Source organism: Brevibacterium sp. CBA3109 (assembly GCF_040256645.1).
Classification (GTDB): Bacteria; Actinomycetota; Actinomycetes; order Actinomycetales; family Brevibacteriaceae; genus Brevibacterium; species Brevibacterium koreense.
Genome location: NZ_CP158281.1, coordinates 1,133,734 through 1,147,087, shown reverse-complemented (window position 1 = coordinate 1,147,087; position 13,354 = coordinate 1,133,734). Strand labels below are relative to the sequence as shown.

Genomic DNA, 13,354 nt, shown 5'->3' with positions numbered 1-13,354 from the left:
GACAAGAACCGCCGGGAGTGCGACAGTTGCACTCCCGGCGTTCTTCAGACCTCATCAGGGTTCACATCACGATGACGACCAGACGCGAATCCTGTACTCAGATCTCAGGCTTTGGCGGTTTCCTTCTTGGGAGCCGGCTTCGAGTTGGCAGCCTCGACGAAGTTCCTCCGAGGAACATCGAGATCGGCAAGCGGCATCGAATCGCGGCCGACGATTGCATTGAGGATCCAGTTGCCGAAGACCTTGACCTTGCGGTCCATCGTCGGAATCGCGTAGCCGTGGTAGGCACGGTGCATCAGCCAAGCGAGGACGCCACGGGCTTCGAAGTCGCCCATCTGCGAAACGCCCTTGTACAGGCCGAGGCCAGCCACGGAGCCGATGGTCTTGTGGAAGTACTGTTTGAACTCGGTCTCTCCGCGCAGCGCGGCGAGAACGTTGGCAGCCAGCACTGGCGCCTGGCGCACGGCGTGCTGAGCGTTGGGCACGCAGTAGCCACCCACGCCGCCACCGGAGAGGTCAGGCACGGCAGCGTTGTCACCGGCGGCCCATGCGCCTTCGACCACACCGTTGTCGCCCTCGATGCGCAGATCGGCGCGCACGGTCACACGACCGCGCTCATCGAGCGGAAGGTCTGAGTCGACGAGGATCGGGTTGGCTTTGACGCCGGCCGACCACACGATGGTGTCGGCGTCGAATTCTTCCCCGCTGGAGAGCTTGACGTGCTTGTCGGTGCAGTCCTGGAGGAAGGTCTCGAGGTACACGTCGATGCCGCGTTCGCGCATGTGCTCGACGACCCAGCGAGCCTGAGCTTCGCCGACTTCGGGCATGACACGGTCGAGTGCTTCGACGAGGACGAAGCGGACATCGGCTTCGGTCAGCGTCTCGTACTGAGCCACCGCGGACCGAACGACGTCTTCGAGCTCGGCGAGGAGTTCGATGCCGGCGAATCCGCCGCCGACGAAGACGAAGGTCAGCGCCTTGCGACGCTCCTCATCGTCTTCCATCAGCGAGGCGTCGGCCAAGCGGCTGAGGAGGTGATCGCGCAGTGCGACGGCTTCCTCGATGCGCTTGAGCGCAATGGCGTTCTCCTTGAGGCCGGGGATCGGCAGAGCACGCGCCACCGAACCGGCGGCCATGATGATGTGGTCGTAGTCGAGCTCGAACGCTTCATCGTTCTCCGGCTCGACGGTGACGAACTTATCGCCGTGGTTGATCGAGGTGACCTTCGCGGTGATGACCTCAGCACCGGAGAGGTTGCGACGCAGCGGCACGACGGCGTGACGCGGTTCGATGGACCCGGCTGCCACCTCGGGGAGGAACGGCAGATAGGTCATGTAGGGGTTGGGATCGACCACGGTCACTGTGGCTTCGCCACGACCGAGGTTCTTCAACAGATTCTGAGCGGTAACGAGACCAAGGTAGCCGCCACCAACGACGAGGATTCGAGGACGCAATTTTGAGTTTCTGATGAGTGCCATATTCCCATCCTAGGCCCTTGTGAAAACTTTCACGAATTGCATCTCGACGCTCCAGATCAGAGGTTCAGCGCTGGGTTCGATCACCGGCGGCGTCGGATGAAAACCACTGCGGAGAGCACGAAGAGGATCACCGCGATAAGTCCTCCGGCACCCAGCACCGAGAAGCCCAACTTGGGTGTCGACTGCGATGAGACAACGTCCTTGGGCGCGACCGCTTTCGGGCTGTCGTCATGCGCTGGGGTGGCATTCTCAGTCTCAGCCGGGTCGGACTTCGCCCGCCTGTGCATCTTCACCCAGTCGGCGAGAGCCTTCGCTGCGCTGGGCACCGTCTTCGGAACGTCCGCCTTCATCGCGGCTTTCGGATCGAGGCGACCCCAGCCGACGGTCGGATCCGGCTTATCCTTTTTGGTCTGCCCCTTGTGTCCGGGGACGGGCTTGGCCGTCGAGGTCAGTTTGGCGGTGACCTCGTCGGCGCTGAGGTCGGGGTCGTCAGCCCGGATCAGCGCTGCCACTCCGGAGACTATGGGTGAGGCGAAAGAACATCCTTGTCCCACTGCGTAGCCGCCTGAGTAGTAAGGGATCGGGATGTCTGCCGCTGGTCCCATGAGATCCACAGCTGTTCCAGGAGCGGTCGACTCGGATTGTACACGGTCGTTCCTGCCCAGTCCGCCGACGCCGATGACTCCGGGCACCGTCGATGGCGACCACGCCTGAGTCGCCCCCTGAGATGCGTTGCCGACACAGGCGACGATGACAACATCCTTCTCATAGGCGTAGGCGAAGGATTCGTCCCAGCTGGCGGGCCAGGCAGGATCGTCCCAGCCCAGCGACATGTTGATGACCTTGGCTCCGGAATCCACGGCCCATCGGATTGCCCTGTCAGCCTGCTCGCGAGTGGAGCCTGATTCCTTCGGGCGGTCGGGCCCCAACCACATCGAGGCAGACAGGATGTCGACGTCGGGGGCGACTCCCGTCGGCCCGGCGCCCTTGCCCTGTCCGGCGATGACACCGGCTACGGCTGTACCGTGGTGGATCGTGGTCTTGCCGCCGATCGGCGTTTTGCCGTCTTTGTCGAGTCCGCTGAAGTCCTTGGACTTGCTCACCACACCGCGAAGGTCTTCGTGCTTGGCGTTGACTCCGGAGTCGATGACAGCGACCTTCACCCCTTTGCCCGTGGACTTCTTCCACAGATCGTCGATGCCGTAGTCCTTGATGAACCACTGACCCGGGCCAGGCTCCGGCGCGGCCATGGCAGGTTGAGTCGTGCCCATGACCAGTCCCAGCACAAGAGAGCCGACGACGGCGAATTTCGCGGTGCGCTGTCCAGCGCGTGGACGTTTGGATGCTGTCGGTATCCGCGCAGCGGCGGGCCTCACGACTGCCGGCGCGCGAGATCGAGCGCGGTGCCGTCGAGGATGTCCGTCTCCGAGACCATGATGTCGAGTTCGGCTCCCACACCTTTGACTGCGGTGTCGATGCGGGCCGCGATTCGCGCGAACAGCAGTCCCCCCGCCGCGATGACGTCGACGCGTCCGGGGTGCATGTATGGCAGTGCCGCACGGGCCTCACGCCCCATGCCCAACAGTTCGTTGGCTTCGCCGTCGATGTCTGCAACGCGCAGATGGGTGCCGTGGATGCGCTCGCGCTGGTAGCTGTCGAGGTCGAGGATTCCCGCGGTCAGTGTGGTGACGGTGCCTGCGACTCCGATCATCGTCCGCGGAGCAGCGAGATCGACGATCTCTGCCGCCTTGTCGAGGTTGGCATCGATGTCGTCGATGGCCGCCTGGATCTGCGCCTGATCAGGGATGTCGACGGACATGTGACGTTCAGTCAGGCGCACGGACCCGATGTCCATGCTGACCGCCGAGGTGACGCTTTCGGTGCCAAGCACCAGTTCGGTAGACCCCCCGCCAAGATCCATGACAAGGAACGGGCCGCTCTTAGCGTCGTGTCCGACGGTGGCGCCGAGGAACGACAAGTGGGCCTCTTCGTCACCGGTGATGACGTCGGGCACGACGCCCAGGATGCCGAAGATGCCTGCGGAGAATTCGTCACGATTCTTCACATCACGGCTGGCGGAGGTGGCGACGAATCTCAGCTTCTCCGGTGAGAACTCGGTGGCCACCTCGGCGAATTCCCGGGCTGCGGTGAATGTGCGTTCGAGCGCTTCGGGGGCGAACTCACCCGTCGCGTCCACTCCCTGGCCGAGGCGCACGATCCGGGTCTCGCGACGAAGCTCGGTCATCTGCCCCTGCGCATCGACGTCGGCGATGAGCAGACGCAGGGAGTTGGTCCCACAGTCGAAGGCGGCAACTCGCATGAGTCTCTCCTATTCGCTTGTTTCGGCCGACGGGTTCTCTGCGCCCGCCGGGGTGGGGACGTCGGTCATGAAGGAGATTGCGCGGTCGCCGATCGGGTTGAGACCGGGCCCGACTGCCAGGGAATGTCCGACCAGAGCGTGCAGGCATTTCACTCGGTTGGGCATGCCACCGGCGGAGTAGTCCTTGATCTCGGTCACCTCAGCGATGCCGGCTGCCTCACCGATCTCGGAGCGTGTCGCGAGGTAGGCGGAGTGGGCCTTGGCGTAGGCAGCTGTGAGCTCTTCGTCCTCGGCGAGCTCAGCGGTCCACTCGGCCATGATTCCCGAGGCCTCGAGGCGCGAGCATTCGGCGACGAAGGCGGGATGTGTGAGGTAGAAGGTAGTGGGGAACGGCGAGCCGTCCTCGAGTCTGGGAGCAGTGGCGACAACCAGAGGCTCACCCGATGTGCTGCGGGCGGCAACCCCGACGACGCCGCGCGGAATCCGCCCGAGCTGGTCCTTCAGGATGGCGAAGTCCGCCTCGGTGCACTCTGTGATCATCAGCCCTTCTCCACGGTATTGCCGACCTCTTGAATCGACTCCAGCAACTCAAGGTACCAGGCTTGTTTGCGTTGCGGGCGGTCCGTATCCGAATCGTCACCGTCGATCGCCTCTTGGTTGGTGACGATGACCGCGTTCTTGCCCTCTTCCACGTAGTACTGGTCCTTACGCGCCTTGCGTTTGATGTACGCCGGGTCCTTGAGATTCTCGTTCCGCTCCTCCAGACCCTGGACTTCGGACTTCGTCGATTCGATCTCGCTGTTGAGCGCGGCTATCTGCTGTGCCTGCTTGAGGGCTGAGTTGATCGAGGGCAGGAAGGTGACGAGCACGATGGCGATGACGAGGAGGAAGACGCCAGTCTGCCAGGACAGCTTCCGTTTGCGAGTGTCTTCGGTGGGCTGAGCCTCGACGACCGGTGTGGGGCGTCGACGGGGAGCGGCTCTGCCCTGAGCCGATTTGGGGGCGCTGTTTCTAGGCTTGCTCGGAACCATGTCTCTTTCCTCTGCGACCGGGGATGGGGAAGGCAGTCGCAACACGTCTAAGTCTGCCGTGTCAGCATCCGGACTGCGAGGATTTGGGTGTCGTGGCGTGTTCTATTTTTCGAAAGCTGGCATCCACCGGGCGGCTTCGGTCGCGTCACATGCCCGCTTCGGTCGCTTGCGGCGTGTCCGCCTCCGCCTCGATCGCCCGTGGCGTGCCCGCCTCCGCCTCGGGGCCACGCCCTACCTGTATCTCTACGTCATACAAGTAATTCGGCTACCAGTCCCGCTGACTCTAAAACCTCCCGCTGCTCATGGGTGATTTGAAAGTCACGGTACGGGGTGCGAAATCTGCGGCCCCCTTCTGCACCCCCGCCGCATGCTCGAATGCCCGCCAGCACTGCGGAATTCGCTGGTCCCTCTCTCCGCGTCCACCACAAGCAACACCTATCCACAGACTTATGCACAGGTTGAATATTCATCATTGCACTTGCTTATCTTTTGATGCCGTTTAATATCATGTACAAGATTATGACCACACAACAGATCATCCGACTCGGTTTCACTCACGCAGACATCCGGCGTATCCGAAGCTGCTGCGTTCGTCGCCTGTCGCGCGGCGTCTATTCGGTCAGACATGTCTGCGCCGTGGAAGACCACCGGCGGTTGTGGGCGAGCATTGATGAAGGAACGCATTCGGAGTTCACAGAGCACGGAGACATCCGTGATGAGATCGCAGAGCTCGACGCCGCAGTCATGGCGCGATGCGAAGTCAGATTCCAAATACAGGGGCAACAGGAACGTCGGGCAGAATCTGACGCCGCCGCAGGGTCAACCGCATCAATCCGAACGTCGTCTGCTTCACCCCCACCCGAGGTGTTCTCGCACATCACCGCTGCTCTCATCCACGGCCTGCCTATTGCTTATCCTGTCACCCACCAGGTGGAGGTAGTGCGCCCCGGAGTCAACCGCAGGTTCAAGAGCATCCATGTCAGGGGCGTGACAATACCGAAGCATCACCGGCAGGAAGCTCGCGGGACCGAGGTGACAACGCTCGAACGCACGCTCATTGATGTGGCTCGCACATACAACCCCGATATCTCGATTTCCATGCTCGACAACGCTTTGCGCCGCGGCCTGACGACGCGGGAGAAGATCCTCGCGACGCTGGCACAATGTCTGGAGACGAGGAACACCAAGAGAGTTCGTCTCGCTCTCGACCTGGCCGATGCCCGTCGCGAATCCCCCGCCGAATCGATCGCCGCGGTCAGATTCTTCCAACACGGATTCGTCGGCTTCGTCCCTCAAGTCGAGTTCGACGCTACCTCACTGCGGGCAAAGGTTCGCGTCGACTTCTGCCACCGAGCAACTCGGCTGATCGTTGAAATCGACGGAATCGGGAAGCTGTATCTCGGCTCGGGAGTGCCACGTGAGGAACTCGAACGCGAAAGGCGCAGAGAGCAATGGCTGCGTGATCAAGGATGGCGAGTCATCAGAATCAGCTGGAAAGAGCTGTTCAAAGAGTCAAAGTTCGAGGAGATCAGGCGAGTTCTCGTGGGAACCAAATGATTGTCCGAAGATGCTCTCAGAGATCGCAACTGCTGCAACAGCCGCAATGGCCACCCCTCCCCTGCAGCTTCGTGAACAACCTCTGCAGCAGTATAAATTGCGCGGGACAGGTGGACTTGGGTGACTCCCGGGGTGTTCTGCGAGTCCCGGGAGGTTTTGTGGCCGCCGGGACGCTGTGCTTCCTCCGGAGAATTTTGGCGATGAATAGCGCCGAGGCGGGGGTCCGGTGACCATTGATGATCACCTGACCCCCGCCTCGGGGACGAAGCCATTCAGCCGTCGAAGCGTGGGAAGGCTCCTCGGCCGGCGTAGCGGGCGGCGTCGCCGAGCTGCTCTTCGATACGCAACAGCTGGTTGTACTTGGCCACGCGCTCGGACCGTGCCGGAGCGCCGGCCTTGATCTGGCCTGCGTTCGTGGCAACGGCCAGGTCGGCGATCGTCGTGTCCTCGGTTTCACCCGAACGGTGAGAGATCATCGTCGTGTAGCCGTTGGTCTGCGCCAGCGACACTGCATCGAGGGTTTCCGTCAGCGTGCCGATCTGGTTGACCTTGACCAGCAGCGAGTTGGCGGTGCTGTTGTCGATGCCGCGCTGGAGGCGCTCGGGGTTCGTCACGAACAGGTCGTCGCCGACGAGCTGAACCTTTGAGCCGATGGACTCGGTCAGGGTGGCCCAACCTTCCCAATCGTTCTCGTCGAGTGGATCTTCGATCGACACCAGCGGGTATTTGGCAAGCAGGCCCTCATAGTAGGCAGCCATGTCCTGAGCCGACTTCTTATCGCCTTCGAATTCGTAGGCTCCATCGGAGTAGAACTCAGAAGATGCCACATCAAGTGCCACCGCGATGTCGCGGCCCGGACGGTGCCCAGCGAGTTCGATGGCCTCGAGGATGAGGTCGAGTGCCGCGGCATTGGAGTCGAGGTTCGGTGCAAACCCGCCCTCATCGCCGAGTCCGGTGGACAGGCCGCGCTCCTTGAGCACGCCCTTGAGCGCGTGATAGACCTCGACGCTCCACTGCAGACCCTCTTGGAAGCTGGCCGCTCCGATCGGGGCGATCATGAATTCCTGGATGTCGACGTTGGAATCAGCGTGCGACCCACCGTTGAGGATGTTCATCATCGGAACGGGCATGACGTGGGCATTCGGTCCGCCCAGGTAGCGGTAGAGCGGCAGGTCCGCGGACACGGCTGCTGCACGAGCAACTGCCAGCGAGGTGCCTAGGATGGCATTGGCACCCAGGCGGGATTTGTTCTCGGTTCCATCGAGGTCGATCAGGGCCTGGTCGACCAAACGCTGATCATCACTTTCGAGACCGACGATAGCTTCATGGATCTCATCGACGACTGCGTCAACAGCACTGGTGACGCCTTTGCCCAGGTAACGTTCCGGGTCTCCGTCGCGCAGCTCCACAGCTTCGAACTCACCGGTGGAGGCACCGGATGGGACACCAGCACGACCGACAGATTCGTCGGCCAACAGCACTTCCACCTCTACGGTGGGATTTCCCCGGGAATCCAGGATTTCACGGGCGTTTGCGGCAACAATCTCAGCCACTGATTACTCCTTCGCAATTGGTTTCACATGGGGAACATGTGCCTGCAGGACAGCTTAGTGCACCGAAGGACCGAGCTCATTTTCAGTCCCGGACGGTTTGTTCTCTGTCCGCAGGCGTCAACAGCTGCCCGCGCAGTCTATCCGGGCTCGCCGGGTCCATTCCATGCTCGAGCAGATAGGATTCGACTCCGCTCTTGGCGTACTGCGCGTCGATGGAGTCGAGGATCTTCGCCATGAGTTCCGGCGGTGCCGCTGTTGCAGTCTCGGCGAGGTTCCCGGAGATGCCGGCGTCGGAGAAGTTCCTGATGATGTTCTCGAGGAATCCTCCTGACAGGTGCTGCGAGGTGATCGCATACTCCTCGAGGATCTCGTGACGCCCGACGCCCAGAAGGGTGAGGATGAAGGCGGCGACGACACCGGTCCGGTCTTTGCCGGCAGAGCAGTGGAAGACCACTCCGCCTTCGCAACGCTGTGCAACGACGTCGACTGCCTTGGCCAGACGGGGTCCGAAATGACCGATCATGAGGTCATAGATCTTGCTCAGCGAGCGATCGGAGAGGTCCATCCCAGTTGCCTCGGCGACCTTCGCCATCTCCTCGCGGCTGAGCTGTTTCGCGGGGAAGAAGTGATCGTCGAAGATGGGCAGCTCGATGTGTTCCACCTCGAGTCCTTCGAGCGCATCGGGCAACTTGGAGCGTTCCCCGACGTCACGCAGATCCACGACGGTTCTGATCCCGAGTGCTCTGATGTCGACTCGCGACCTGTCGGTGAGTTGAGCGAGACCGTCGGAGCGGTAGACCTTCCCCGTTCCGACTCTCAACTCCCCCGCCGAGGTGGGAGATCCTCCGATGTCACGGAAGTTGAATGTGCCTTCGATGTCGATCCGGTCCAAGCTCACTGATTCGTGTCTTTCTGCTGTTTCTCTTCGGTCTTGATCCGGCGGTACTCCCGCTCGACGTCCTCGAGGGATGCCATCTGCTCATCGCTGGCGTCCTCACCGAATGCCAGGGGATGGCGGCGGATGAGTTTTGCTTCCAGCCCTTCGACGATCATCCCCAAGGTGTGCCCGTAGGGAGCGGAGCCACTCTCGTCCAGCAGAGCGGAGTGGAAGAGCACCTGGTAGAAGACGTCGCCGAGCTCCTCGACGACGGCGGCGCGGTGGTCCGGGTTCGGATCGGCTCGGTAGTCTGCAAGCGCTTCGATGAGCTCTTCGGTCTCTTCACGCGCATACTTCTCGAGGCTGCTGTGGTCCTGCCGGCTCGACCAGGGGCACCGGCGCCGCAATGTCGCCATTGCCTCGATTGCTCCCTGCGTCCGAGCACCGATGACGCCCGCTGTCTCTGGCTGCTCCACTGTTGTGACACCTTCCGATTCCTGCGCCGCTGCGAGGGCTCGACGCGCTATCAGGGTCGAACAATAAGAATGACCCCCACCGCAAGCGCGATGGGGGTCGAGTTCTGCATTACTTGCTGAACTTATCCTTGACGTCGTTTCCGAGGTCCTTGACCTTCTCGCCGACCTGCTTTGTCTTGCCCTTGAGCTGGTCTGCGGAGCCCTCTGCCTTGAGCTCATCATCGCCGGTGGCCTCACCGACGGTTTCCTTGGCCTTGCCAGAGAATTCTTCGGCCTTGTTGTCGAACTTGTCGTCAAAACCCATGGTGGCTCTCCTTAAGTCTCACGGTACTTCTGTACCCGTATTCTCACTCTACGCCAGGAAAGGCGGATGAATGTGAGTTTTCAGAATACGCGCAGATTCCTATCGAGTCGATCATCGTGGTTCAATCGTCGCGGCCTTTTGGCATTCAGACTCCAGCCTCGACGACCTCGGAGACGATGACGGGGACGATCGCGTCGAGGAACTGGTGGGCCCAACGCAGGATGTCGGAATCCGTCATCTCCTTCGCATCGAAGCCGCTTCCGGACATCGGCTTGGGCACGAGCACCGACCGGATCGCCGGCTTGAGCAGCGACTTCGGGTACAGGCGTTTGAGGCGCACGACCTGCGAATCCTCGAGCTCGAGCGGGCCGAAGCGGACGAAGTTGCCTTGGACGACGATGTCGTTGATGCCCGAGGCTTTGGCTCTGATCCGCAGCCGGGCGACATCGGCGAGCACTCCCACGGCTTCTGGGTAGGGACCATACCGATCGACGAGTTCGTCGAGGACTTCCTGCAGCTGGTTCTCGTTGGCCGCTGCCGCGAGTTTCCGATAGGCCTCGAGTCGCAGACGTTCGTGGGCAACGTATTCGGCCGGCAGGTGCGCGTCGACAGGAAGTTCGATCCGCATGTCGGCCTCGGGTTCCGTGTCCTCGCCACGGAAGTTCGCAACGGCCTCTCCCACGAGGCGCACGTAGAGGTCGAATCCGACCCCTTCGATCTGCCCGGACTGCTGTCCGCCGAGGAGGTTGCCGGCGCCGCGGATCTCGAGGTCTTTCATGGCCACCTGCATGCCAGCGCCGAGTTCGGTGTGGGCGGCCAGCGTCGTCAGCCGATCGTGGGCAGTCTCCGTGAGCTGGGTGTCAGCCGGGTAGAGGAAGTAGGCGTAGGCACGTTCTCTGCCGCGTCCGACTCGACCCCGCAGCTGGTGCAGCTGGGACAGCCCGAACCGATCAGCATGGTCGATGATGAGTGTGTTGGCGTTGGAGATGTCGATGCCGGTCTCGACGATGGTCGTGCACACGAGCACGTCGAACTTCTTCTCCCAGAAGTCGACGATGACCTGCTCCAGTCGCTGTTCGTTCATCTTTCCGTGGGCAATCGCGATCCGGGCCTCGGGGACGAGTTCGGCGATGTGACCGGCCACGGATTCGATGTCCTTGACGCGGTTGTGGATATAGAAGACCTGGCCCTCGCGCATCAGTTCACGACGGATCGCGGCCTTGATCTGTTTGTCCTCTTTCTTGCCCACATAGGTCAGCACCGGATGGCGTTCCTCGGGCGGGGTGGCTAGGGTCGACATCTCGCGGATGCCGGTCACTGCCATCTCCAGGGTCCGCGGGATCGGAGTCGCGGACATCGCGAGCACGTCGACGTTCGTGCGCATCGCCTTGAGCGTCTCCTTGTGCTCGACGCCGAAGCGCTGCTCCTCGTCGATGATGACCAGTCCCAGGCTCTTGAATCTCACCTCGCCGCTGAGCAGGCGGTGCGTGCCGATGACCAGATCGAGTTTGCCCGCGGCCAGATCCTCGACGACTTTGTCCGACTCCTTCTTAGTCTGGAAGCGCGAGAGCGCACCGACGGTGACGGGGAACCCCGAGTAGCGTTCGGCGAAGGTCTCGAAGTGCTGCTGGACAAGCAGTGTCGTAGGGACGAGCACAGCAACCTGCTTACCGTCCTGGATCGCCTTGAACGCGGCTCGAACCGCGATCTCGGTCTTACCGTAGCCGACATCGCCGCAGATCAGACGATCCATCGGCACCGCCTTCTCCATATCCCCCTTGACCTCGTCGATGGTCGTCAGCTGGTCGGCTGTCTCCACGTAGTGGAAGGCATCCTCCAATTCACGCTGCCACGGGGTATCGGGCCCGTAGGTGTGACCGACGGTGGCCTGACGCGCGGAGTAGAGGCGAACGAGTTCTCCCGCGATCTCCTTGACCGCTTTCCTGGCCTTGGCCTTTGTCGTCGACCAGTCGGCGCCGCCCATCTTGTTCAGGCTCGGGCTCTCCCCGCCGACGTAGCGACTGACCTGGTCGAGCGCGTCGCTGGGCACATACAGGCGGTCGCCGGGCTGACCGCGTTTGGCTGGGGCGTATTCGACGATGAGGTATTCGCGGGTGTGCTTGTTCGGGCCCTTGCCGGTCGTTCGCTGCGTCATCTCAACGAACTTGCCGACACCGTGCTGGTCGTGGACGACGTAGTCCCCGGGTGCCAGGTTGAGCGGGTCCACCTGATTGCGTTTTCGTCGGGTGGGCAGGCGACGCATGTCCCTCGTCGAGGTGGCTGCGGCGCGACCGAGCACTTCGGCTTCTGTGAGCACAGCCAGTTTGAGGTCATCGAAGACGAATCCGCCGAAGGGCGCGGCCGTGGTCACGGTCACCAGAGCTTCTGCAATGTCTGTCGGGTCATCGACGAATGTCGCCGGCACGCCAGCCTCCGAGAACACCTCGACCATGCGCTGGCCCGGCCCCTGTCCTTCAGTGAGCACGAGGATGCGCCACCTGTTGTGGATGAGTCCCTTGACGTCGGTGAGAATCGCCTCGACGTCACCGGCATATCCTCGAGGCGCGCGAGCCGGAACGGAGAACAGATTCTCCGCGGGTGAGACGAGTTCTTCGTCGGTGGCGAATCCGCCGAGCTCCCACCAGGCCAAGCCGATGAGGCGAGCGCCGGCTTCCATCTCTTCCATTGTCCGGAACGTCGCAGCAGACAGATCGATCGGGGATTCGCCGCCGGCTGCGGCCCCTGACCATGCTGCTTCGAGGAATTCGTTCGTCGTCACGACGAGGTCGGCGGCCCTGGCCTGCACCCGTTCGGGTTCGGTGATGATGATCTTCGTGGATTCGGGCAGCAGAGCGATGATCGGCTCCATGCCATCGGCCAGCACCGCCGACAGTGATTCCATGCCTTCGACGGCGACACCTCCGGCGATCTTGTCGAGCATGTCCGATGCTGCCGGCAGCGTCTGTGACAGTGCGGCCGCACGCTCCCGGATGGAGTCGGTGAGCAGGAGTTCCCGGCAGGGTGGAGCCGACAGCTTCAGTGGCACAGCGTCCGCCTCGGCGCGGATGGATCTCTGGTCGCTGACGGAGAACTCGCGGATCTCGTCGATCTCGTCACCGAAGAACTCGATGCGCAGGGCATGATCCTCGGTCGGCGGGAAGATGTCGACGATGCCGCCGCGAACCGCGAACTCTCCTCGGCGGGAGACCATGTCCACGCGTGAGTAAGCAAGTTCGGTGAGGCGGTGGGAAAGCTGGTCGATCTCGTATTCGTCGCCGACGGCCAATTCCACCGGCTCGATGTCGCCGAGCCCCTTGACCAACGGCTGCAGGAAAGCGCGCACGGGGGCGATGATGAAGGTCAGAGGCCTGTCCGGGCTCGGGTGGGCCAGGCGGTGCAGAATCTGCAGACGCGCTCCGACGGTGTCAGACCGAGGTGAGAGCTTTTCGTGTGGGAGGGTCTCCCAGCTGGGGAAGATCGCGATCGAATCCTCGGCAACCCAGTCCGCCAGCGACCGGGCCAGGTCTTCCGCTTCACGCGTGGTGGCCGTGACGATGAGCTGCGGCGCCGAGGTGGACGGATCACTATCAGCCGACACCAGCGTTCGGCGCAGGATCGATGGCCACAGACCTCTGATCGCATCAATCGTTCCACCTGCTGTCTCCTGGTCGTTGAACGCTGAGACGAGGTCAGTGATGGTGGAGTTCTGGCGTGTGAGATCGAGTCCGTTGAGCACCATGCAATTCTAGGCCACCGGC

The 13,354-nt window shown here is 62.3% G+C and carries 11 protein-coding genes; 1 reads left to right on the top strand and 10 read right to left on the bottom strand.

Annotation, left to right across the window (positions count from 1 at the left end; translation table 11 throughout):
• Window positions 1-104: 104 nt before the first annotated feature.
• From AAFP32_RS05315 to AAFP32_RS05295, 5 genes are all read right to left on the bottom strand, one after another.
• Window positions 105-1,478 (bottom strand): NAD(P)/FAD-dependent oxidoreductase, encoded by a 1,374-nt coding sequence (locus AAFP32_RS05315; RefSeq protein ID WP_350270922.1) that lies wholly within the window; start codon window positions 1,476-1,478, stop codon window positions 105-107.
• 80 nt (window positions 1,479-1,558) lie between these two features.
• Entirely contained in the window at window positions 1,559-2,749 is a 1,191-nt protein-coding gene (locus AAFP32_RS05310; protein WP_350270921.1) for a S8 family peptidase, read from the bottom strand.
• A gap of 101 nt (window positions 2,750-2,850) precedes the next feature.
• Window positions 2,851-3,798: a Ppx/GppA phosphatase family protein gene (locus AAFP32_RS05305; protein WP_350270920.1), complete on the bottom strand. Its 948-nt coding sequence runs from the start codon at window positions 3,796-3,798 to the stop codon at window positions 2,851-2,853.
• Window positions 3,799-3,807: 9 nt separating this feature from the next.
• Window positions 3,808-4,338 (bottom strand): DUF501 domain-containing protein, encoded by a 531-nt coding sequence (locus AAFP32_RS05300; protein WP_350270919.1) that lies wholly within the window; start codon window positions 4,336-4,338, stop codon window positions 3,808-3,810.
• Entirely contained in the window at window positions 4,338-4,829 is a 492-nt protein-coding gene (locus AAFP32_RS05295) for an FtsB family cell division protein (protein WP_350270918.1), read from the bottom strand. The genes AAFP32_RS05300 and AAFP32_RS05295 overlap by 1 nt, the downstream gene beginning before the upstream one ends.
• Before the next feature lie 519 nt (window positions 4,830-5,348).
• On the opposite strand from AAFP32_RS05295, the gene AAFP32_RS05290 reads away from it, so the two are divergent.
• Window positions 5,349-6,386 carry a DUF559 domain-containing protein gene (locus tag AAFP32_RS05290; protein ID WP_350270917.1) on the top strand — a complete coding sequence of 346 codons (1,038 nt, stop codon included), beginning with the start codon at window positions 5,349-5,351 and terminating at the stop codon, window positions 6,384-6,386.
• 272 nt (window positions 6,387-6,658) lie between these two features.
• Here the strand turns inward: AAFP32_RS05290 and eno are convergent, their stop codons facing one another.
• From eno to mfd, 5 genes are all read right to left on the bottom strand, one after another.
• The gene (eno, locus tag AAFP32_RS05285; RefSeq protein WP_350270916.1) at window positions 6,659-7,939 is read right to left on the bottom strand and encodes a phosphopyruvate hydratase; all 1,281 of its coding nucleotides are present in this window, start codon (window positions 7,937-7,939) and stop codon (window positions 6,659-6,661) included.
• An 82-nt stretch (window positions 7,940-8,021) separates the two neighbouring features.
• The gene (locus AAFP32_RS05280; protein ID WP_350270915.1) at window positions 8,022-8,837 is read right to left on the bottom strand and encodes a tyrosine-protein phosphatase; all 816 of its coding nucleotides are present in this window, start codon (window positions 8,835-8,837) and stop codon (window positions 8,022-8,024) included.
• Window positions 8,834-9,292, bottom strand: a complete 459-nt coding sequence (locus AAFP32_RS05275; protein WP_350270914.1) for a MazG nucleotide pyrophosphohydrolase domain-containing protein — start codon at window positions 9,290-9,292, stop codon at window positions 8,834-8,836. The genes AAFP32_RS05280 and AAFP32_RS05275 overlap by 4 nt, the downstream gene beginning before the upstream one ends.
• Before the next feature lie 109 nt (window positions 9,293-9,401).
• Complete coding sequence (locus AAFP32_RS05270; protein ID WP_101619978.1) at window positions 9,402-9,596, bottom strand: CsbD family protein; 195 nt, start codon at window positions 9,594-9,596, stop codon at window positions 9,402-9,404.
• A 145-nt stretch (window positions 9,597-9,741) separates the two neighbouring features.
• A complete protein-coding gene (gene mfd, locus AAFP32_RS05265; RefSeq protein WP_350270913.1) occupies window positions 9,742-13,335 on the bottom strand; it encodes a transcription-repair coupling factor in 3,594 nt (1,197 codons plus the stop codon).
• Window positions 13,336-13,354: the final 19 nt, after the last annotated feature.

Bases quoted from the DNA above. Each gene is read 5' to 3' on its own strand.
- AAFP32_RS05315 (WP_350270922.1), bottom strand. From the start codon at position 1,478: ATGGCACTCATCAGAAACTCAAAATTGCGTCCTCGAATCCTCGTCGTT.
- AAFP32_RS05310 (WP_350270921.1), bottom strand. From the start codon at position 2,749: ATGGGCACGACTCAACCTGCCATGGCCGCGCCGGAGCCTGGCCCGGGT.
- AAFP32_RS05305 (WP_350270920.1), bottom strand. From the start codon at position 3,798: ATGCGAGTTGCCGCCTTCGACTGTGGGACCAACTCCCTGCGTCTGCTC.
- AAFP32_RS05300 (WP_350270919.1), bottom strand. From the start codon at position 4,338: ATGATCACAGAGTGCACCGAGGCGGACTTCGCCATCCTGAAGGACCAG.
- AAFP32_RS05295 (WP_350270918.1), bottom strand. From the start codon at position 4,829: ATGGTTCCGAGCAAGCCTAGAAACAGCGCCCCCAAATCGGCTCAGGGC.
- AAFP32_RS05290 (WP_350270917.1), top strand. From the start codon at position 5,349: ATGACCACACAACAGATCATCCGACTCGGTTTCACTCACGCAGACATC.
- AAFP32_RS05270 (WP_101619978.1), bottom strand. From the start codon at position 9,596: ATGGGTTTTGACGACAAGTTCGACAACAAGGCCGAAGAATTCTCTGGC.
- mfd (WP_350270913.1), bottom strand. From the start codon at position 13,335: ATGGTGCTCAACGGACTCGATCTCACACGCCAGAACTCCACCATCACT.